The sequence below is a fragment of the Corallococcus sp. bb12-1 genome (genome assembly GCF_026626765.1).
GTDB lineage: Bacteria > Myxococcota > Myxococcia > Myxococcales > Myxococcaceae > Corallococcus > Corallococcus terminator.
The window spans coordinates 109738-131045 of record NZ_JAPNJZ010000002.1; the positions used below are offsets into that span (position 1 = coordinate 109738).

Consider the following 21308-nt stretch of genomic DNA (forward strand, 5'->3'; position numbering starts at 1 on the left):
TCGCCACTTCTCGGGCACCTTTGCGACGATGCAACAGTCGCGGTTCTTCGGAGCCTGCGACAAACCGTGACGAGGAGGCGGATACCTGAGCGGACGCATCGCTCGGCGGCGCCGAATCGTGAGGCGTGTAGCTCAGACTCCGCCCTTGGTTGGACGCAGGCGTCAGACCCGCGCAACCGGTGACGGCCATCGCCATGAACAACCACAGGGCCTCAACGCGCAATGTCCACCCCCAGGCCCATCGAAGCGAAGGCTCCCGGTCGCAGCGTCAGCAACAGGTGGCACAGCAGCCCGCCGTAGCCCACGGCATCGCAGCCAGTCCTCTCCTCTCCCAGGACGGAGTACCCATCCGGAAAGGCTGTGTTGGCCAGCGACATCCCCTCCAGGCCCGCTGCTTGGAAGCCTACCATTTCGTAGTCCGGGCCGAAGAACTGCCGAGCCCAGGGAGCCGATGCCTGAGCGTCTCCGGGCAGCTTCGAGGGAGAGCCACGAAACCCGGGCAAGCTCACGGCCTGCCTGACGATCAGGGCGTGACAGGCTGCATGAGTCTGGCCCTTGCCAGCAGCTCGCGCCCGCGCTGCGCCAGCGCCACGTGCTCCGGGTTGGCCACCGTGAAGCGCTCCGGGGTGAGGATGATCAACGTGCCCTTGTCCTCGACCGGCGAGATCCGCATCGGGGCGGGAAGTGGCGGCACCTCGCCACGACGCCGCGACAGGTAAGTGACCCATCCCGCGAACGTTCCAGCTCTGCCTTCCTCCGAGAGAAGTTCGCGGTGGTCCCATGACGTGACGGCGCACCAGTCAGCGTCCCAGGCCAATGCCATGCTTCGCACCACGCCCGCCAGCACTGGCGCGGTCAGGAGCCTGTCCGCGTTCGCTCCACGTTTCGGGAGAGTCATCACGCAAGAGTTGGGGGTGGCACCCCCATGGTCACCACAGGTGATGCGCAGATCGACGTCTTCCCCCCTGGCGCCTCCGTTTCCGAACCAGAACGTGAACCCGAGTTGCTCGATGGCAGGCCCCCCTTTCTCGCGGTTGACGCCACGCCGGAACGACTCGGTGAGCGTGGCCAGATCCGGTGGCATCAAAGGGTGCTTCCGGGCTTCCTCGCGTGTTCGGGCGGGCTTGTACCAATGGGCAAGGAGCGGATCACATGAGGCCAAGAGCGTGAGCAATTCAGCGGTGCGACGCGCGCAGTCTTCGGGGGCCTCCTTACGAGGCCCCCAGTAGGCACCCACGTAGTAATCCTCTGATTCAGGCTGCTCAGCCACGATGCCTTCCTCTCAATGTGCCGGGGTGTGGACAACCTTGATGCCTCCAACGTCCGCCCCAATCAAAAGCCGGCGGATTGGATTCACGGCATTCGCTTCAGCCACATGCCACTCAATCCGTATCCCTGTCCCCATGACCTTCTGAGTCTGCCGCCGAGCTTGTTCAACGAGGCCCACAGCCCCTGAGTGGCGGAACCATTCCTTGGGCTTCAGTCCTTCGAAGAACTTCGCGTAGCCGGGCCCCTTCGCCTCCAGTAGCACGTCATCCCTGAACCCATCGAACTTCACACCCCCAGCCTTCGTGCTCGTACCGCCGACCCAGTAGGCCTCATCCGCCGAGTGCCCCGAAATCTGCTCCTGGTATCGCCGGGCTCGCGCGGACATCGACTCCTCTGCTGTCCCCCACTGCCCGGGCCCAGCCGGCGGAGTCGCCGCGTTGGCCCGCTGAAGCAGGATGGCCGCCCCAGGCCCGCCCCCCACCACGGCTGCAGCCCGCCCTACGGGCACAGCCACGCGCTCGATGGTGAGCGCACCCTGCGCGGACAGCGACAGCACCGGCACCATGGCTTCCATCCCCACCAGCGCGCCTGTCACCGTGCGCGTCGCGGAGCTCGCGGTGCCCTTCGTCACCAGCAGGCTCGTCGTCAGCTCCGCCACGGCCTGCACCTGCTCGCCGCGCGTCATGTACCGGAAGCGCTCGAAGTACTCGGGCGAGGACGCGATGAGCGCGACCACTCCCGCGGGCAGGTCCTTCAACGCGGACAGGCTGTCCCTCGGAGAGGTGAGCAACTGGCCCAGCGCGAGCGCCAGCTTCACGACCGCCGCCTCGGCTCCATCCAACGTGCGGCTGATGACGTCCGCGTCGTCGTACACCTCGACGAACACCGGGCCGTGTACGGGCGCCAACTGCTCGTCCGCCAACTCGATGACGAAGCCGTTGCTCACGTAGAAGCAACCCAGCTCGAACGGGCCCGCCCGGAACGTGCCGTCCTTCCACTTCATGGCGCCGGCCTTCTGCTGCGTGCGCCCCGTCCACACCCAGGCCAGATGGCCATCCGGCCGCAGCACCGCCACCCGGCGGAAGCGCTCCACCCGGCCCAGCAGCGTGTCCCGGGACACCTCGCCCTGCTCCAGCACTTCGCGCAACAGGTGGCCCACCGCCATGCGCGCGGGAAACGTCCCGAGCGTCACCGGCTTGCCCAGCAACACCGACAGGAGCCGTGCCGCCTGCGTGGGCGTGAGCGCGCCTCCCGGCAGCGGCCGCTCATCCCGCTCCTCCAGCCCCGCCGCCGTCAGCAACTTCTCCCAGGCATCCGCCTGCACGCCGGGGCTCGGGCCGCCGCGAGGAGCCACCGCTGTGCGAACGGGACTCCCGCTCGTCATCTCCCCACGACGATGCAGCCGTGCCGACGCCACGGGGTCCGTGACGAACCGTGGCGGAGAGACCGACGCGCGCGGAGCCTCAACCCCGGGCGCTGTCGCGAGAACAGGGCAGTCGCATCACGGGCCGCATGGCTCAGGCTCCTGCCAGGCGCAGGTGGCAGCGACGCGCAGCCGGTGAGAACCATCCCCAGGCACAACAGCAGGGCATCCATGCGTACGGTCCACCGACGCACAGGAGCGTCACCCCTCACCATGGCGCTCCCGCGCGCTGTGGAGGTCCGCGCTCAAGGCACGGTGTAGAGGCCGACGACGTTCGGATCCAACGTGGAGCTGGAGATCCGCAGACCCGTCGCAGCACTGACACTCGTGACGTCCGTCACCCCCAGGTCCGCCAGGGAGAACGACACCGCGCCCAGCTTCGACTTCACCGAACCCGCTGGGGTCCCGGTGACACTCGCCACGCCGCCCGTGTAGTTGAGCGTCGCCAGCGAGGCGGACGTGTTGCCCGCGGCCGTGGCGGTGAAGTCGCTCTCCCCCAGAGACAGCGAATATGTGCCCACCGCCTGATTGGCCGCGTTGATCAGCGTGACGGTCGTAGGGTCGCCCACCGCAGCGGAGGCCAGCGTGCTCTCCACGATGAAGAAGCGCGTCCTGGCGCTGAAGCCCGCCCCGAACTGGAAGTTGCCCGTACCCACGTTGTTCGCGCCGTCGTGCGCACCGAGCCCCGAAGCCGCCGCGTTGGCGTTGGCGGGCACCGTCCCCAACGAACTGGGCGTATTCGTGCCCGTGACGCTACTTGCCGTCGCGCCCACCAGGTTCGTGAAGGTACCCTCCGCCGTGGTGAGCGAGGCCAGCTGCGCACCGCCGGTGAGCTGGACCGGAGTCCCCGCCGTCACCGCGCCCGTGAAGGTCGCGCTCGTGACCGGCAGGCGCGTGCGGACCGTGACCACCGGGTCGTGCAGCGCCGCGATTTCATAGGCGATGCGGTGGATGTTGCCAGCCTCGGTCGCGCTGATGCCCAGGTCGGCCGCCGCGCTGCCCGTGCCCGTCGCGAGCCCTCGAGGATCCACCTGGGTGATCTTCGCGAACAGCACCGCCGCCGACAGGTAGCTGCCGTACTTGCTCGAATGGCGGCTGTCCGAAGCGCTCCACAAGTTGAACATGCCCGCGGAGATGCCATCGGCGGGATTCGGGTCCGCCAGGTTCTGGTCGACCGCACGCAGGTAGCCATCGCCCACGCGGGCCACACCCGTGAAGCCAAGCTCCCGCGAAGCCTTGAAGTAGGAGTCGCGCAGGTCGGTCTGCATCGCTTGCAGCCCCGGAGCACCCGCCGGGTAGCCCTGCGAACCGACGGAGGCAGGCGACGCCCAGGTCTCGTACAGGAACAGGTTCGCGGCGGGGTTCTTGGAGAGCACCAGCGAGCGCAGGTTGCGCGCGCCATCCGTGAACGTCGTGGGTGAACCACCCCGCGCCGTGGGCAGCGGCGCCGTGCTCTGCTCCTGCAACACGACGGTGTTCCAGGTGGCCTGCCCGATGATCGCGGGCCGGTTCGCGTAATGCCAACCCAGGCCCTGCCCACTGGCCGTCTCCAGGCTGACGTTGAACGACAGGCCCGCCTGCGTCGTCAGCTTCTTGAAGATGCCCGGGATGCCGCCCACGCCGGAGCCATTCGTGTCGGTGACCGCGGCCTTGTTGTACGAATACGCCGGCTCCTCGTTGCCGTGCGTGAAGCTGTTGCCCACGAAGAGGAGGGTGCCGCCGGTGACCGGGGCGACGGAGCTGCCCAGGTCCTCCGGCTCGGGCTCTGGCAGGGGCGCGCAGCTCGCATTGAACGCGAGGACGCCCCAGGCCATCAGGCCCACCACGTGAGAGTAGACAGCGGGCAACGGTGAGGGGCGCATGACGTCTCCCTGTCGGGGCTCGGGGATGGCACTCGATACCGATTCGAGGATTCCAGAATGTATCAGGATAGACCGACAGATTCCCCCCAGCGTCATCCGGGGCTACTGGCAGCAGATGATGTGCAGGTCGGGGTGGGCCCACTGCGATTCGAGGACGTCCGGCTTCAACTGCATGCGGCCCCACGGCCAGGCACCGACGACCGGCGTGGAGCAGCTCACGTCGGCCGGCGTCCAGATCGAGTAGGTGTTGTCCACCTTGATGGCCATGAACTTCGCGGCGACGCAGGACTTGGGGCCGTTCTGGTTCGCGGCGCAGATCTCGTTTCCGGTCATGCCCTGATAGGCCATGGGCACATAGGCAGGCTGGGAGCCGCCGGGGCAAAACTGGGCGGCCACCGACCGGGGAAGGATGGTGCGCACGTTCTCCAGCTCAAGGGCCGAAGCCTGGGTGGCGGTGAGCGAAAGCGCGAGGGCGGCGAAGGTGAGGAGCTGCTTCATGGTGCGTGTCTCCAGCGGGATGCGAGGGATTGAGCGGTTCAATGCGCTGTGTTGCGCGAATGTCTGACATTGCACGGGGCGCGCCACCGCCCGGCGCACCTCGGCTGGAGGGGTCCTCCAAGGAGGTGCGCCCGGCGACGCCCCCCGTTCCGGGAGCGACGGCCCCCGGCGACATGTCGCCGACATGCCGTGGGCTCCCGGACGGGAACAGCGGTCCCAGGATGGTTGCGGGTACGATGGGCGCCTTGCCTGGGGGCTTTGCCCGATGCGTCAGGATTTCGAGGCCGAGCTGCGGGTCGCCCTCGCGGAGGGCCTGCTCTCCGAGGAGGAAACACCGGAGCTGCGGGAGGAAGCCCGACGCCAGGCACGCGGGCCCCTGGCCCTGCTCCGGGAGCGGGGCCGCCTCTCGGAGGACTCGCTCATGTCGATGCTGGCGCTGGCCCGGGGTGCCGCCTCACCCGGGTCGCCTTCCGACGCGCTGCCCGACGCGACCGCCACCGTGGAGCCCCCGCCCCCGCCCTCCTCCGAACCTCCGCCCTTCCCGGTCCCGGACTGGGAGCGCTATCAGGCCGTGCGCTTCCTCGGCGAAGGGGGCATGGGGCGCGTCTTCCTCGCTCGGGATCCCCGGCTGAACCGGAACGTGGCCCTGAAGTTCGTTCGCGGGGAGGCCCCGGAGCTCACGCAGCGCTTCCTCTCCGAGGCCCGGGCCCAAGCGCGGGTGAACCACGAGCGCGTGTGCCCGGTGTACGAGGTGGGCGAGGTCCAGGGGCGCTTCTACATCGCCATGCGCTTCATCGACGGACAGCCGCTGGGCGCGCTCGCCCACGAACTCACCGTCGAGCAGAAGGCGCTGGTGCTCCAGGCGGCCTGCGAGGGCGTGCATGAGGCGCACCGCGTGGGCCTCATCCACCGGGACCTCAAGCCCTCCAACATCATGGTGGAGCGCGCGGAGGACGGGACCCTGCGCCCCTACGTGATGGACTTCGGGCTGGCGCGCGACTGGAAGGAGGGCGCCACCGCCACCGGCGCGGTGCTGGGCACGCCCCACTACATGTCGCCGGAGCAGGCGCGCGGCGAGGTCACCCGCCTGGACCGCCGCTCGGACGTCTACAGCCTGGGCGCCACCCTCTACAGCGTCTTGACGGGCCAGCCGCCCATCCCCGGCGGCAACGGCCTGGAGGTGCTCAACAACATCGCCAGCACGGAGCCACGCCCCCCGCGCGCGGTGGACTCCAACATCCCCGCGGACCTGGAAGCCATCGCGCTCAAGTGTCTGGAGAAGGAGCGCTCCGACCGGTACGACTCCGCGAGGGCCGTGGCGGAGGAGCTGGGACGCTTCCTCGCGGGCGAACCGGTCCAGGCCCGCGCGCACGGGCCCTGGTATCGACTGCGCAGGAAGCTGCGTCGGCACCGGCTCGTGGCGTCGGTGAGCTTCGCCGCCGTCCTGCTGGTGCTGCTGGCCCTGGGCCAGGTGGGACTGACCCGCCGCGAAGCCACCCTGCGCGAGCGGCTGGCCCGGCGGTTCACCGAGTCCGTGGAGCGCATCGAGGCGCTGGCGCGCTACTCGGACCTGGCGCCACTGCATGACACCCGCGCGGATCAACGCGCCCTCCGCGCGCGCATGGCGGCGCTCGAAGGAGAGATTCAACAGGCCGGGGAGCAGGCCGTGGGACCGGGCCACTACGCGCTGGGGCGCGGCCACCTCGCGCTCGGAGACGAGGCCCGGGCCCGCGCGTCCCTGGAGTCCGCCTGGGCGAAGGGCTTCCGCGAACCCCGGGTGGCCTACGCGCTGGCGTTGGTGACGGGCCACGAATACCAGGCCCGGTTGCTGGAGGCCGAGCGCATCCGCGATCCCCAGCGGCGGGAGGCCCGCCAGCGCGAGGTCGAGCATCAATATCGCGCTCCGGCGCTGGCCTGGCTGCGCCAGAGCGAGGGCGCGGAGGTCCCCTCCACCGCGTACGTCGCGGCGCTGCTCGCCTTCTACGAGGGCCGGTGGGATGACGCCCTCGGGCAGCTCGCCACGCTCGGCCCCGGCTACGCCTGGTTCCACGAAGCGCTCAAGCTGCGAGGCGACATCCTCCTGGCGCGCGCCATGCGGCACTGGAACCAGGGCGAGCACGAGGGCGCGACCGCGGACTTCGAGGCGGGCCGGAAGGCCTACGCCGAGGCGGCCGCGAGCGGTGAGAGCGTGGCCGCCATCCACACGGCCCAGGGCGATCTGGAGTTCGGCGCGCTCATCCTGGAGGTCTACGGCAAGGGCGCGGTCATGCCTCCCTACACGCGGGGCCTCGCTGCCGTCGCGCGCGCGCTCACCGCGAGGCCCGACCACGCAGACGCCTGGGTGCTGGAGGCCCGCCTCCACCGCCGGCTCGCCGAGTACCAGGGCAACCTGGGCGAGTACGACGAAGCGCTGCCTCGGAAGGCGGTGACCGCGGCGCGGCGCGCGCTGGAGCTCGCTCCTTCGCTGTCGAAGGCCCGGCTCGAACTGGGGCAGGCGTATTGGATCTGGGGCCACCTGCGCCAGCTCCACGCCCAGGATCCGCGCGAGCAGCTCCAGAAGGCCGTCGAGACCTTCGAGGGCCTTCCCCCCGAGGACCATGACGCCGGCTTCCTCTTCAACCTGGGCCTCGTCTACAAGACCTGGGGCGACCACGAGGAGCAGGTGGGCGCGGATCCGCTGCCCCGGTATGGCAAGGCCATCGAGGCCTTTCGCGCCACGGTCCAGCGCGACGGGAGGATGCCGGAGGGCTGGCTCAACCTGGGCCTCGCGCTCTACACCCGCGCCACCCATCCCCGCGCGCCGGACGCGGACCAGGACCTCTCCCAGGCCGTGGCGGCGCTGGAGCAGGCCCGGACCCTCAACCCCGGGCACGTGGTGAGCTGGTTCTACGGAGGGCTGGCGCACGCGCTCGTGGCCCGGAGGCTCCGCGTCCGGGGTGGCGAGCCCGCGGAGTCGCTGGAGCGTTCGGCGGAGCTGTACCGCAAGGGCCTCGAACTCGGCCCCGGCATCCCCCAGCTCCACAACGGACTGTGCCTGACCCTGCTCCAGCAGGCCCAGACAGACTGGGACCACGGCGTGGACCCCGGCCCCGCGCTGGACCGGGCCCAGGAGGCCTGCGAGCGGTCCGTCGCCGTCGCCCCGAAGAGCGGTTACGGCCACCTCAACCTGGGAGAGGTCTTCGCCCAGCGTGCGCTGTACCAGCGTGCCCGGGGAGAGGACCCGACCCCGAACGTGCACGCGGCGGACAAGGCCCTCCAGCAGGCGCTCCAGTGGCTCCCGGAGGACGCGGGGGTGCTGGCCAACCGGGGCATGGTCCACGCCACGCTGGCCACGTTCGAACTCGACCACGGACGCGATCCCCGCCCGAGCATCGCGCGCGCGGAGCAGGCCTTGCGTCAGGCCCTCGCACGCAAACCCAACCAGGCCGACGCCTGGTACTTCTTGGGAGAGGCGCTGGGAGCCCGAGCGCTGTACGCCGGGGCCAGCCCCCAGGACCGCGAGGTCGCGGCCCAGGCGTTCCGAAAGGGCATCGCACTGGATCCGGAACGACAGGACTTCACCCTGGGCTTCGGGCATTTCCTCCGGCGCTGGGCCGCCCGGGCCCAGCGGACGAAGCAGGACGCAGGCCCCGTCCTGGCACAAGCGCTGGAGCAGGTGGAGCCGCTCGTCGCGGCGCGGCCCGGATGGCCCGATGCCCACCTGCTGCGAGGCGCGCTCCTCGCGCTCCGGGCATCACTGCCCTCCGCCGCCCCCGAACAGCGACAGGCCTGGCGAGGACAGGCCACCCAGGAGCTTTCCCGGGCGCTCGCCGCGAACCCGGGCTTCCGGAGGGAATGGGCAGGCCTCCTCCCGGGCCCGTGAGGAGAGGCCCGCTCAGGGGGGAGGAGGGGTCGCGACCATGGAGCCAGTGTTGCCCGTCCCATCATCCGGTGGGATTCGCGGCTCCTGCCCCCGCTCGCTGATCCACAGCTTGCGGCGCTGCTCTCCCGGCCCCGGAGCGAACACGGTGTCCACCGGCAGGAGCATGACCTCGACATCGATGTCGAGGTTGAGGCCGCCGCTCTCGACGTTGTTGGCTTCGAGCAGCCAGAGGCCGGCGCCCTCCGGGAGTCCTGAAGCGACCACGATCTCCAACACGTCTCCCGGAACGACGAGACACAGCCTCGGGTCATCCAGCGCCTCCTCGCTCCGGGTGCTGTTGAAGACCAGTTCGGTGGCGGCCAGGAGCTTCCCCCCGAGCGAACGGACCGGTCGGTCCTGGTGGACGTACTTGGAGATGATCAGTTGGTGCTTCGACATGGCACGGCTCCTTGTGGCTCGACGACCCGGGGCCCCGAGCGGATGCGAGCTTCATTTGCACGCGGCCTGCCAGGGCTTCACGAGCCCCGGGCGCTCAGGCCCAGCTCCTTGATGCGCCGGTTGAGCGCACGTCGGGAGACCTCCAGGCGCCGGACCATCGCGTCCAGGTCGCCGGCGCACTCCTGATGGCAGGCGGTGATCTCCTCCGCCGTCAGCGTCCCCGCCCTGCGGATGTTCGGGTGCTTGTCGATGGCGTCATAGATGGAGGAGCGCGGGATGCCGAGCCAGTCCGCCGTCAACTTGAGGTCCCACTGGTGCTGGCGGAGCGCCGCCAGCAGCTCCTCTCCGGTGACCTCGGTGGACTTGCGTCGAACGACCGCCGCCGGTGGATTCGCGACGGGGCTCGCCACGACGGAGGCCTCCAGCTCCTCGGAGAGCCTCGGGTCCAGTCGAAGGACGGGCTGCCCCCGACTCCCGATGATCAACTGTCGGGTGATGTTGCGCAGCTGCCGGATGTTGCCGGGCCACGCGAAGCGCAGCAGGCGCAGCGCGAGCGACGTCGGCAACCAGGGCTCGGCGTAGGCATCCCCGGGGGTCAGCCGGTGGACTTCGCCCATCGCATCCAGCTCCTCCCGGGCGAAGTGTCGGAACAGCTCCCCCAGGTCCTCGCGGCGCTCGCGCAGGGGCGGCAGTCGGATCTCGTAGCCCGACAGGCGGTGCAACAGCGGCGCCTTGAAGCGCCCGTCCCGGATGTGCTCCTCCAGGTTGGAGTCGGTCGCGGCGATGAGCCGCACATCCGTCTTGATGGGGGTGTTGCCGCCCACGGGGTACAGCTCGCCGGTCTCCAGCACCCGCAGCAGCATCACCTGCACCTCGGGAGGCGCCTCGCCCACCTCGTCGAGGAACAGCGTGCCGCCCTGCGCCGCGCGGAAGAAGCCTTCCCGGTCCCGGGTCGCGCCGGTGAAGGCGCCCCGCTGCGCGCCGAAGAGTTCGGCGGCGGCCAGCTCCCTGGGGATGGCGCCCAGGTTCACGCTGATGAAGGGGCGTCCCCGCCGGGGGCCGTGCTGGTGGATGGCCTGGGCCACCAGCTCCTTGCCCGTGCCCGTCTCACCGCGAACCAGCACCGGGACCTGGAGGTCCGCGATGCGCTGGATGTGTTCGCGCACCCGCTGGATGCCCTGGCTGTCGCCCCGCATGCCCAGCGTGTCCGCGGGCACATCCGGCTGGCGCGAGGCCAGATGCAGCAGCAACACCAGCCGGCCGGACACGTCGAGCGGCACCCCCGCCGCCAGCGCTTCGCGCGTGAACTCGCGGTCCGTCACGGGCTGGTCGTTCACCGTGACGCGGGTACCGCCCTCGCCGACGCGCAGGCGGATCATCCCGGTCTTCGCCGGAGAGAACACGAGGGGAACACGGCTGACGAAGGGATCCGACAGCGGGTGGCCGAAGGGTTCTCCCGGCCGGGTGAAGGGGGGCCCGTTCCGGGACAGCGCGACGTCGCGGCCCGCGAGGACGGCGTCCAACAGGAGCCGTGCTCCCGCGCGCGTGGCGGTGGGATGGGAGATGAGGGTCAGCGCCGGCACCAGCTCATCCGAGGACGCTGGGATCCGCTGCTGCGCTCCGGCGGCCGTCGAGACCTCGGCCACCCCCGAAGGGGACAGGGAATCACGAGGCCCGGTGTGAGACATGGGCCACGACTTCTACCATGACCGCGCGGTGGGAACCCCTGCGTCCAAGACACCCCGCCTGGGGTCAATCCGTCTCCCCTGGAGCAAACGCGCCGGTGCCGGTGTGGTGCTTGCGCGCGGTGAGATGAGGCTCGTCGCGGAGCTGGTTCTCGGAGAAGGGCAGGAGGCAGTCATCGTTGCGCTCGATGATGGGCAGGAAGCCATGGACCCCCAGCCCCTCCGCACTCACCCACACGCCCGGGCCCGGGACAGCAGGTACTCACGTTGCGGCGGCGTCCTCGCCAGCGCGGCGGCCTGTCGGAAGCAGTCCGCCGCCCGGCTCCGCTCCCCCGCCTGCTCCAGCAACATGCCCTCCACGGCGAAGCGGTACGGGTAGCGCTGGAGCACCCCTACCGAGCGCAATGGCCCCAGCGCCTCCAGCGCCACGGCCGGCCCCCGCACCCGTCCCAGCGCCACCACGCGCCCCAGCGCGACAATGGGCGAGGGCTTGAGCGAAAGCAGCGCGTCGTACAACGCCAGCAACCGCGCGCTGTCCTCCGGCCCCGGCACGGATGTGTTCGCATGCAGCAGGGCGATCTCCGCCTCCAGGTGCAGCGGCGTCAGCACCGGCCCCATGGAAGCACGCAGATGTCCCAGCCCCCTGGCGACCAGCAGGGGCGAAGCCTCCGTCCCCTCCCGCGCCGCCTGCGGCACGAACGCCCCCAGCGCATCCACGCGGCCCGGAAGCCGGGCGGCCCGGAAGCAGAACAGCGCGGCCAGGGCATGGCCCTCCGGCGTCGCGGTGGCCGGGTGTGACAGCAGCACCTCCGCCAGCCGCAGCGCCTCCGCGCACAGCTCCGCGCGGGACAGGTCATGGCCCTCGGAGGCCTCATAGCCCTCGTTGAAGAGCAGGTAGAGCGCGGGGTGCACCGCGCCCAGCCGCTCCGGCAGGGCCTCCGGCGACGGCACCTCCAGCGTCGCGCGACAGGCGCGCAGCGTGCGCTTCGCACGCACCAACCGCTGCGCCACGGTGGGCTCGTCCGCGAGCAGCGCGGCGGCGACCTCGCGCACGGAGAAACCACACGCCACCTTCAGCGTGAGCGTCACCTGCATCTCGCGCGAAAGCGTCGGGTGACAGCACGCGAAGAGCAACCGCAGCGCATCGTCCGGAAGCTCGGCCGCGTAGCGAGTCGTCTCCGCGCCCGACGCCACGGTGTCCTCCACCGGAGCGTCCGGGACCTCGGGCGCGCGCAGGCGCACGAGGTCCGTCAGCCGATTCACCGCCACGCGCAGCAGCCACGCGCGGGGGTGCTCCGGGACGCCGTGGAAGCCCCACGTGCGGGCCGCCTGGAGCATGGCGAACTGCACCGAGTCCTCGGCCAGGTCCAGGCGTCCCAGGCCCACGCGCCGAGCCAGCGCCGCGACAAGGCCGGCGGACCACTGGCGGAAGGCCAGCTCCAGCACCGTCGCGGCATCGGAGGAGTGCGGCGTCTCAGGCATCGTCGATGGCGCGCAGCTCGACTTCACCGTGGAGCAGGTGGGGGCAGGTTCGGGCCAGCGCCACCGCGTCCTCGTACGACTCCGCCGACAGGATGAACAGGCCGCCCACCACGTCCTTCACCTCCGCGTAGGGTCCATCCGAGACGAGGAGCTGGCCGCCCTGCTGTTTCATGCGCTTGCCGCCCTCGTCGACCAGCTTCTCCGACAGCAGCAGGCGGCCCTCCTTCCGCAGCCGGTCGCTCCACTGGATGTACTCCTCCACGATGGCCTGGAGCTCCGCGGGCGACTTCGCGGCGAAGTGGGCGGGGGTCTCGTGCAGCAGCATCAGGTAGCGGGACATGGGGTGGACCTTTCATGCAACGGCGGGTGCGCCGACCCCGCGACATGCGGAGCGTTCACCCGAAAAGACGGCCCATGTCGCGGAAGATCGACATGGCCTCCGCACAGGGAAGCCACTTCAGTACGAGCCCCCACCCGGCCTCCCTCATGCGCACACGCACGCAGGCGGCCAGAGAACACTCCCCTCGGCCTCGCGGGTGACAGGGGTTCCGCGCATGCCTACCCCTAAAAACCAGGAGGCGCGGGCACCGACGTGGGCAAGGACTGGCGATGGGTGGCGGGGTTGGGGGCGCTGGTGCTCGCGGGATGTCCGTCCGCCTGCATCACGGAGGAATCGTCACGTCCATTCCACCTCACGGGACAGGTGGGTTCTCACGGTGCGGACTTCGCGGCGGCGCTGTACCAGACGACGGGCGTGCGGATGGAACCGCGCAACCGCATCCGGTGGGCGAACAACGGCGCCGTGTTCGACGTGATGGTGGAAGAAATCGGTCGGGCCCGTGCCTCCGTCAACATCGTGATGTTCATCTGGCGTCCGGGGCGCGCGTCCGACCGGATGCTCGAAGCCCTGAGCGAACGCGCCGCGAAGGGAGTCACCTGCCGCGTGCTGGTGGACCCCATGGGCAGCGGTCCGTTCGAAAAGGAGGTGAAGCCCAAGCTGGAGGCCGCCGGCTGTGAAGCGCACATGTTCCGCCCGCTGCCCGCGGACGAGAACCTGGCGCGCAACCACCGCAAGATTGTCGTGGTGGACGGCAAGGTGGCCATCACGGGCGGACTCGCCATCCAGGACGAATGGCTGGGCGAGGCGCGCAACGAACAGGAGTGGCGGGACACCAACGTGCGCGTGCAGGGCCCGGTGGTGTCGCAGCTCCAGCAGGCGTTCGCGGAGAACTGGCAGGAGTCCACGGGCGAGCTGTTGCCCCTCACGGACTTCCCCACGCTGTCCCAGGCGCAGCCCGGCCTGGACGACGCGGGCGAAGGCTGGGCGGGCTTCGTCAGCAGCACGGCGAACCCGGAGGTGACGCGCGCGGAGCGGCTGACGCAGCTGATGGTGAAGGCGGCGAAGAAGCGGCTGTGGATTTCGCAGGCGTACTTCACGCCCAACGACGCGCTGATGCAGTTGCTGGTGGAGCGGGCGAAGGCCGGCGTGGACGTGCGGGTGCTGGCGCCGGGGGACAAGAACGACCAGGGGGCCATCACCCTCCTGCAGCGCCAGACGTACGACACGCTGCTGGCGGCGGGCGTGCGCCTCTGGGAGTACCAGCCGTCGATGATGCACGCCAAGACGATGCTGGTGGATGACCGCCTGGTGCTGGTGGGGTCCATCAACTACGACGCGCTGTCGTTCAACCTGCTGGAAGAGGGTTCGCTGGTGCTGGAGGACGTGAAGGCGGCACGTCAGCTGGAGGCCATCTTCCTGGAGGACCTGACGAAGGCCCGCGAGGTCCAGGCCGAGCGCGCCGAGCGCTGAAAGACGCTGTCCGTTTTCGCGCGAGTCAGCGGGAAGCACTGGGCAAGCAACGGGGCGTTGTGCTCAAGAGGCGTCCTGCGGGCCGGCAGGTGAAGGCCCGGGAGGCTTCGCCATGGTCACCACATCTCCCCGTCATCTCTTCGTCGCTGGCGCCACGGGCGCGACCGGCCGCACGCTGATGCGTCAGGCGCTCACGAGCAACGTGTCCGTGAAGGCGCACGTGCGCCCCAAGAGCGCGGGCACGGAACCCGCGAGCGGCTGGCCCGACAAGGCCGTGCTGGAGCTGGCGGATGCGCCCGCGCTGGCGGAATCAATGCGAGGCAGCACGACGGTGCTCCAGCTCATCGGCACGATGCGCAAGCGCTTCGCGGCGGGAGACACCTACGAGTCGAGCGACATCGGCACCACGCAGCAACTGGTGGACGCGGCGAAGGTCGCGGGCGTGGACCACATCGTGTTGCTCACGTCGGTGGGTGCGGGCCGTCCGGTGGGTGCGTACCTGAAGGCCAAGGCGGAGGCGGAGCGCATCGTGCGCGACAGCGGCATCGCGTACACGATGGTGCGACCGCCCGCGCTGGAAGGTGAGTACCACCGCCCTCCCGGCCTCCTGCACACGCTGGGGAAGCTGCCGCTGCTGGGCAACCTCAAGCCCATGCACCTGGACCAACTGGCCGCCGTGCTGCTGCGCGTGGCGGAGCGCCGCGCGCCCGTCAACGCGGTGCTCGAAGGCAAGAGCCTCTGGGCGGAGGTAGAGGCCGCGGGTCGGTAGGTCAGACCCTCCAGGTAGAGAAGGCTCCGCTGCTGTTCAGGCAGGCAACGTGCCCTCATGGCGAGCGAGCACGGGGCCTGCGAAGGAGCTAGACTGGTGTTGATGGCGACCGTCGACGAAGTGCTCACCGATGCGCTGCGACTCTCCCGGGAGGAACGGGCCCGGGTTGCGCATGAGCTGCTGCTCAGCTTGGACGAAAGCGCGGAAGCCCAGGATGTCGAAGAGGACTGGACCCGGGAGCTGGCAAACCGGGCCCAGGAGGTCATGGACGGCACGGTCAAGCTCGTCAGTCTGGAAGAGGCCCGAAAACTCGTGGAGGAACGTCTGGAGCGCGTTCGTCGGCGACGATAGGCCCTTCCCCACGCATGCCCCTCCACATGCATCCGGCTGCCAACCTTGAATGGGCAGATGCAGCCGAGTGGTACGAAGAGCAGCAACCCGGCCTCGGTCAGCGCTTCAATGGAGCCGTCTCCCAAGCGTTCGAGTCCATCGAAGAGCATCCAGACCGCTGGTCCGAATAGCCACGCATCCACCACACGCCGCCGATCCGCCGCTTCCTGCTCCAGGACTACCCATTCGCCATCCCGTACATCGTTCGCGATGAGTGGGTGGTGCTCCTCGCCATCGCGCACCTACGGCGTCGGCCCGGATACTGGCTGCCGCGCGCTCACGGCAGCCGCTGACCCGCGCTACTCCTTCACCGCCCCGGCCGTGAGTCCGGATACGATGCGCCGCTGGAACAACACCGTCAGCACCACCAGCGGCAGCGTCGCCACCACCGACGCGGCGGCGATCTCCCCCCACGGTTCCTTGTACTCGCTGGCGAAGAGGCTGATGGCCACCGGCACCGTGCGCTTCTCCGGCGTGGACAGGAACGTCAGCGCGTAGAGGAACTCGTTCCACGCGAAGATGAAGACCAGGATGGCCGTCGTCGCCAGCCCTGGCGCCGCCAGTGGCAACAGCACCCGCCGGAACGCGCCAAACGGCGTGCACCCATCCACCCGAGCCGCCCGGTACAGCTCATCCGGAAGCTGACGGAAGAACGACGTCAGCACCCACAACGTCAACGGCAGCGCGAACGTCGTGTACGGCAGCGCCAGCCCCACCAGACTGTCCCGCAAGCCCACCGCGTTGAGGATGAGGTACAGCGGGCTCACCGTGGCGATGGGCGGGAACATCGACACGCCCAGCGCCGCGGACAGCAACAGTCCCCGACCCCGAAACTCCAGCTTCGCCAACGCGAACGCCGCCGACGCGCCCACCGTCAGGCAGAACAGCGTCGTCAGCGTCGCCACCACCAGCGAGTTCAGCACGGCCCAGAGGAACGGCCGCCCGAACAACACGCTCTGGTAGTTCGCGCCCGTCAGGTGCGAGGGCCACGGCCGCGTGAGCTCTCCATCCGGCCACAGGCTCGTCAGCACCTGCCACAGGAACGGGCCCAGGAAGAACGTGAGGAACGCCACCACGGCCAGCGCCGTGCCCAGCCCCGGCCGCTTCATCGCCGCCCCTCCTCGCGCCCCAACCACTTGAGCCACACCACCGCCAGCAGCACCACGCACAGGAACGTCATCACCGACAACGCGCTGCCGTAGCCGAAGTCACCGGAGCGCATCAGCGTCTTGTACGCGTAGATGCTCAGCGTCTCCGTCGTGTTCGCGGGCCCGCCCTCCGTCAGCACATAGATGGCGTCGAACACCCGGAACGCATCCAGCGAACGGAACAGCACCGCCAGCAGCAGCGCGGGCTTCAGCAGCGGCACCGTGATGGCACGGAACTGCCGCCACGTGGACGCCCCATCCACCCGAGCGGCCTTGTAGAGGTCCTCCGGAATGCCCTGCAACCCCGCCAGCACCAGCAGCGCCACGAAGGGCGTCGTCTTCCACACGTCCACCAGGATGGCGGCGTGCAGCGCGTACCCCGGCGCCCCCAGCCAGTTGATGTCCGCGCCGCCCAGGAGGCGGTTGATCAACCCGTAGTCCGGATTGAACATCCACGCCCACAGCCGAGCACTCACCACCGTGGGAATCGCCCACGGCACCAGCACCGACGCGCGCAGCAGTCCCCGTCCCGGGAACGCGCGGTTGAGCAGCAGCGCCAGCGGCACCGCGAGCAACAACTCCACCGTCACCGCCACCGCCGTGAAGTACGCCGTGTTCGCCAGCGCCGACCAGAAGCGCGCATCCCCGAAGAGGTAGACGTAGTTCGCGAGCCCCGTGAAGCGCCGCTCGCCGAACACCAGGATGAAGCGGTGCAGGCTCAACCAGATGGCGGCCAGCACCGGGTACAGCGCCACCACGGCCAGCACCAGCACCGCGGGCATCACCAGCAGGTACGCCTGCCGCCGCTCCCGCGCCTGGGAACCCCCGCCGCTCACTGCGCGTCCTCCACCGTCTCACCCGTCAGGTGATCCACCTGCTTCTGCGCGCGCGTCAGCGACTCCTCGGGAGTGCGGATGCCCGCCACGGCGGCGGAGAACTCGCTCTGGAGCACGTCCGCGATGAGCAGGTAGTACGGCGTCACCGGCCGGGGCCGTGCCCGCACCAGCGCCTCCTTCAAACTGGCGATGAACGGCTCCGCCCGCTTCAACTCCGGATCGTCATACAGCGCCAGGCGTGGCGGGTTGCGAGCGTAGTGCAGCGCCAGCACCCGGTTGGCCTCCGGCGACGTCAGGTGCGCGATGAGCCGGGCCGCGGCCTTCTTGCGCGCGGGCGACACGTGCGCGTTCACCGCGAGCTGCCATCCGCCCAGCGTCCCCCACCCCGGCTGTCCATCCTTCGTCGGCAGCGGCGCGATGCCCACCTTGCCCCGGATGGGAGAGCCCTCCGCCTGCGCCTCGCTCCACGCATAGGGCCAGTTGCGCATGAACACCGCGCGGCCCTCCTGGAACACGCGCCGGGACTCCTCTTCGCCAAAGCCCGTCACCGTCGACGGAGACAGCCCGTCCGCGATCAACCCATGCAGGTACGCCAGCGCCTCGCGCGCCGCTTCCGTCTCCAGCAGCACGCGCCCGTCCGCGCCCAGCGACTGCCCACCATGGCCCCAGATCGCCTCGTACACGTTGCACGTCAGGCCCTCGTACTGCCGGCCCTGCCACACATAGCCCTGGATGCCCGGCGTCTTCGCCATCGCGTCGCGGGTGAAGCGCCGCAGCTCCTCGTAGGTGCGCGGTGCGCGCGGCACCAGATCCGTGCGGTAGTAGAGGACACCCACGTCCACGTACCAGGGCACCGCGTACGTGCGGCCCTCCACCACGACGGAGTCCACCGGCCCCGGAAGAAACTCCTCGCGCAGCCGCGCCGGGGGAAAGTCCTCGGACAGGTCCGCCACCCACCCCGCCCGAGCGAACTCCGGCACCCACACGACGTCCGCCACCAGCACGTCGAAGTCCGTCGCCTTGCCCTGCAACGACGTGAGGAAGAACTGGTGCGCCAGGTCCGACGAATTCGGCAGCGCCTCCGTCACCAGCTCCACGTCCGGGTTCGCGCGCGAATAGCCCGCCAGCAGCTCACGGAACGGCGCCGGGTCCCCCCACAGCGGCTGGAACTTGAAGACGATGCGCGTGCGGCCCGCCGTCCCCTGCTCCTCCGACGAGCGTTTGCAGCCCGTCGAAACAAGGCCCATCACGACGAGGAGAACGAGGAGGCGGCCCATGCGCACGGATGAGTCCAGCGCGAGGACCCACCGTCAACGCAAGGCACACGCCCGGGTCATCCAGGAGACATGCCCGGGGCCGCCAGCGGTCCCGGTGCGAACAGCCGCCGCGCCGTGGCGCCCACCGCGCGACACGCGAGCGCATCCACCGCGCCGCCCACCAGCCCTCCAGCCAGGGGCACCACCTTGGACAGGTTCACGATGCCCTTCTGCCCCGCCTTGCTCACCAGCCGGAAGCCCACCGCGCGGTTGATGCCGCTGAGCGCGTGCTTCGGCACCGCCTCCAGCGCGCGCATGCCCAGCTGGTGACTCACCTCGATGCCGGCCTGCTTCACCACCTCCTTGCCGATGTCGCCCACGATGGCCAGCAGCGTGAGCGTCCGCACGCGGTCCTCCTCCACGTCGTGCCCATGGATGCGCGCGATGGCGCCCACCAGCCGCGCCTGCACCGCCCACGACACGCCCAGGCCCGCGGGCAGCGCCACCGGCAACGTGAGCAGGCCGCCCAGCCCGGACAGGAAGCCCGTGGTGAACAGCTTCCCCGTCTCCCAGCGGATGAGCGCGTCGATGCGCGCCTCGTGGTCCAGGTAGCGCGTGTCCCGCAGGTACTCGTCCGCCAGGCCCGTGGCGCTGCACAGCGGGCCCAGGCCTTCGAAGCCCGCATCCAGGACGGCGTTCACGACTTCCAGCGGCTTCGACATGCGTCCACCTTCCGCCTTGAGCCTAAAGCGGGCCTCGACCTCGCGAAAGGCGACGGAGGAAGCCCGCTCGGTCGCTCGGTACAACCCCGGCGAAGAGGGAGGGGATGAGGCCCCTCCCTCTCGCCGCCCACTCAGAGCTCGTTGAAGATGAGCAGCCCGCGCGAGGTGTCCACCACGTAGACATACCCGTCGCCCGGGACGCGCATGCCCATGGTGCCCTCGTAGACGATGGCCAGCCGCTTCGGGTCGTTCTCACGGTAGGCGTTGAAGTAGGCAATCTCCTTGGGGAGCGTGGGGTTGGCCACGTCGAACACGCGCACGCCTTCCTGGTACCAGGCGACGTACAGCTTCGTGCCCTTCAGGATCATGTTGTGGATGGAGGTGGTGGGGCGCAGCCGGTGCTCGCCGATGAGCTGGATGTTCGCCGGGTCGGTGACATCCAGCACGCGAAGGTGCGCGCCCTCCTGCTCACTGCCCTCGAACGCGATGGTGCGGCCCGCGAAGGTCCCCACCGCGCTGGCATGGCTGTACTGCCGGTTGTAGTGATACTTGCCCAGCTCCTTCACCTCCATGGGGTCGCTCGGGTCGGTGACCAGGAAGCCGATGTCCGTGTGGTTGATGTAGAGGCGCCCTTCGTAGGCGAAGGCGTCGTGCGGATAGCTGGTGACGAACTCCTCGGACGAGAAGACGACGCGGTTGAGCAGGACGGGGTCTCGCGGGGACGTGATGTCGAAGATGATCGTCTGCGCGGGCCGCAGCGCCATGGCGTAGAGCCGGTTGCCATCCACGAACAGGGTATGCACGTTCGGGGGCGCGCCGCTGGGCACGCTGCGGATGTAGGTCGGATCCCCCGGGTTTGAAATGTCATACAGGATGACGCCGGAGGCCTTGGTGGCGACGTAGAGGACGTCGTCCTTGGCCCACGCGGCGTTCCAGTACCCGTCGCCCGGCAGGGAGATGACCTTCTTCAACACGGGGTGGTTGCGGTCGCTGACGTCGAAGACCGTCAGGCCTCCCGAGGGCATGTCCGGCTTGAGCTGGATGGACACCACGTAGGCATGGTTCTTCGTGACGTAGACATCCACGGGAAAGCCAATGTCGACGACGGACTCGGAGACGAGGTTCATGCCCCCGGAGGACTCGGCCTCACCGCTGCTTTTGACCAGGCGGTCCGCGTCGAACGCCCCCTTCTCCGTGAGCACGCCGTTGGTGCAGACCGCATAGCAGCCGGTGATGTGGTGGGGCTGGGGCACGTCACAGCCCGCCAGCGCGGTCTTGATGGCCACGCCCCGGGTCGTGGTGAAGACGCTCGTGAGGAGCATGCCCTGGTCATCGAACTGCTGCCGGGTGAAGCGATCGAAATTCGAGGTTCCCGTGCCGCCCCCTTCCGGGAGCAGGAGGCCAGCTCCGCTCCAAGGGTACTCGCCGGTGTCCGGTCGCAGCTCGGTCTGGTAGATGCCGTGCCGTGACGCCGTGCGGAGCGCGCTCGGGTTGCATTGCGACAGGTTGAAGAGGGCCGGGGTGTCGCAGTCGATCTCGGTTCCCAGTGGAGGGGTGAACTCGCAAGGGGCGAAGACGCCGCGGTCAATCCAGTCGCTCTTCTCTTCAATGGGGGTGGAGGTGCCATCCCAAGCCACGACAGGGGGCGTGCCGGCATCCGGATCCCCCTTGACGTCGTCGGAGCAGGCCATCAGCAGCACGGGACAGGTGAGCAACAGCATTCCCAGACAGCGCGGAAGACACATCATCGAGAGGCTCCATTGCTGGGCGGCGTCCGGCCGGTGTGCACAGGCACACTCGCAGTGTAAAGCCGTTCTCGAAATGGAGATAGGGGACCGGCGGTAAGCCGAGACGCGCC

General features: G+C 69.6%; 19 protein-coding genes. 4 read left to right on the plus strand and 15 right to left on the minus strand.

All coding sequences use genetic code 11. The annotated features are described in order from the left end of the window. Nucleotides 1–212: 212 nt before the first annotated feature. From OV208_RS06230 to OV208_RS06255, 5 genes are all read right to left on the minus strand, one after another. Nucleotides 213–377, minus strand: a complete 165-nt coding sequence (locus OV208_RS06230) for a hypothetical protein (protein WP_267572914.1) — start codon at nt 375–377, stop codon at nt 213–215. Between the two features lie 146 nt (nt 378–523). Beyond that, a complete protein-coding gene (locus OV208_RS06235; RefSeq protein WP_267572915.1) occupies nt 524–1270 on the minus strand; it encodes an immunity 52 family protein in 747 nt (248 codons plus the stop codon). Between the two features lie 12 nt (nt 1271–1282). Then, nucleotides 1283–2593: a Tox-REase-5 domain-containing protein gene (locus OV208_RS06245; RefSeq protein ID WP_324291352.1), complete on the minus strand. Its 1311-nt coding sequence runs from the start codon at nt 2591–2593 to the stop codon at nt 1283–1285. Nucleotides 2594–2937: 344 nt separating this feature from the next. Next, on the minus strand, nt 2938–4554 hold the full coding sequence (locus OV208_RS06250; protein ID WP_267572916.1) for a cell division protein FtsK: 1617 nt from the start codon (nt 4552–4554) through the stop codon (nt 2938–2940). A 102-nt stretch (nt 4555–4656) separates the two neighbouring features. Continuing rightward, a complete protein-coding gene (locus tag OV208_RS06255; protein ID WP_267572917.1) occupies nt 4657–5052 on the minus strand; it encodes a hypothetical protein in 396 nt (131 codons plus the stop codon). Nucleotides 5053–5317: 265 nt separating this feature from the next. Here OV208_RS06255 and OV208_RS06260 point away from each other — a divergent pair, with 265 nt between their 5' ends. Then, nucleotides 5318–8914 (plus strand): serine/threonine-protein kinase, encoded by a 3597-nt coding sequence (locus OV208_RS06260; RefSeq protein ID WP_267572918.1) that lies wholly within the window; start codon nt 5318–5320, stop codon nt 8912–8914. 12 nt (nt 8915–8926) lie between these two features. Here the strand turns inward: OV208_RS06260 and OV208_RS06265 are convergent, their stop codons facing one another. The 5 genes from OV208_RS06265 to OV208_RS06285 form a co-directional block, all read right to left on the minus strand. Next, complete coding sequence (locus tag OV208_RS06265) at nt 8927–9352, minus strand: hypothetical protein (protein WP_267572919.1); 426 nt, start codon at nt 9350–9352, stop codon at nt 8927–8929. A gap of 77 nt (nt 9353–9429) precedes the next feature. Then, a complete protein-coding gene (locus OV208_RS06270) occupies nt 9430–11040 on the minus strand; it encodes a sigma 54-interacting transcriptional regulator (protein WP_267572920.1) in 1611 nt (536 codons plus the stop codon). Between the two features lie 64 nt (nt 11041–11104). Continuing rightward, the gene (locus OV208_RS06275; protein WP_267572921.1) at nt 11105–11269 is read right to left on the minus strand and encodes a hypothetical protein; all 165 of its coding nucleotides are present in this window, start codon (nt 11267–11269) and stop codon (nt 11105–11107) included. Continuing rightward, the gene (locus OV208_RS06280; protein WP_267572922.1) at nt 11266–12519 is read right to left on the minus strand and encodes an RNA polymerase sigma factor; all 1254 of its coding nucleotides are present in this window, start codon (nt 12517–12519) and stop codon (nt 11266–11268) included. The genes OV208_RS06275 and OV208_RS06280 overlap by 4 nt, the downstream gene beginning before the upstream one ends. After that, the gene (locus tag OV208_RS06285; protein ID WP_267572923.1) at nt 12512–12859 is read right to left on the minus strand and encodes a YciI family protein; all 348 of its coding nucleotides are present in this window, start codon (nt 12857–12859) and stop codon (nt 12512–12514) included. The genes OV208_RS06280 and OV208_RS06285 overlap by 8 nt, the downstream gene beginning before the upstream one ends. A 252-nt stretch (nt 12860–13111) precedes the next feature. Here OV208_RS06285 and OV208_RS06290 point away from each other — a divergent pair, with 252 nt between their 5' ends. The 3 genes from OV208_RS06290 (at nt 13112) to OV208_RS06300 (ending at nt 15449) form a co-directional block, all read left to right on the plus strand. Beyond that, nucleotides 13112–14329: a phospholipase D-like domain-containing protein gene (locus tag OV208_RS06290; protein ID WP_267572924.1), complete on the plus strand. Its 1218-nt coding sequence runs from the start codon at nt 13112–13114 to the stop codon at nt 14327–14329. Nucleotides 14330–14441: 112 nt separating this feature from the next. Further along, nucleotides 14442–15098, plus strand: coding sequence for an NAD(P)H-binding protein (locus OV208_RS06295; RefSeq protein WP_267572925.1), 657 nt, complete (start codon nt 14442–14444; stop codon nt 15096–15098). 102 nt (nt 15099–15200) lie between these two features. Beyond that, nucleotides 15201–15449: an addiction module protein gene (locus OV208_RS06300; RefSeq protein ID WP_267572926.1), complete on the plus strand. Its 249-nt coding sequence runs from the start codon at nt 15201–15203 to the stop codon at nt 15447–15449. Between the two features lie 338 nt (nt 15450–15787). Here the strand turns inward: OV208_RS06300 and OV208_RS06305 are convergent, their stop codons facing one another. The 5 genes from OV208_RS06305 to OV208_RS06325 all read right to left on the minus strand — a co-directional run bounded on the left by OV208_RS06305 (nt 15788) and on the right by OV208_RS06325 (nt 21198). Further along, nucleotides 15788–16597, minus strand: a complete 810-nt coding sequence (locus tag OV208_RS06305; protein ID WP_120542616.1) for a carbohydrate ABC transporter permease — start codon at nt 16595–16597, stop codon at nt 15788–15790. Continuing rightward, on the minus strand, nt 16594–17472 hold the full coding sequence (locus tag OV208_RS06310) for a carbohydrate ABC transporter permease (RefSeq protein WP_267572927.1): 879 nt from the start codon (nt 17470–17472) through the stop codon (nt 16594–16596). The genes OV208_RS06305 and OV208_RS06310 overlap by 4 nt, the downstream gene beginning before the upstream one ends. Further along, complete coding sequence (locus OV208_RS06315) at nt 17469–18749, minus strand: ABC transporter substrate-binding protein (RefSeq protein ID WP_267572928.1); 1281 nt, start codon at nt 18747–18749, stop codon at nt 17469–17471. Before OV208_RS06315 ends, OV208_RS06310 begins: the two co-directional genes overlap by 4 nt. 56 nt (nt 18750–18805) lie before the next feature. Next, nucleotides 18806–19450: an EcsC family protein gene (locus OV208_RS06320; RefSeq protein WP_267572929.1), complete on the minus strand. Its 645-nt coding sequence runs from the start codon at nt 19448–19450 to the stop codon at nt 18806–18808. Between the two features lie 131 nt (nt 19451–19581). Beyond that, complete coding sequence (locus OV208_RS06325; protein ID WP_267572930.1) at nt 19582–21198, minus strand: LVIVD repeat-containing protein; 1617 nt, start codon at nt 21196–21198, stop codon at nt 19582–19584. Between the last annotated feature and the right edge of the window lie 110 nt (nt 21199–21308).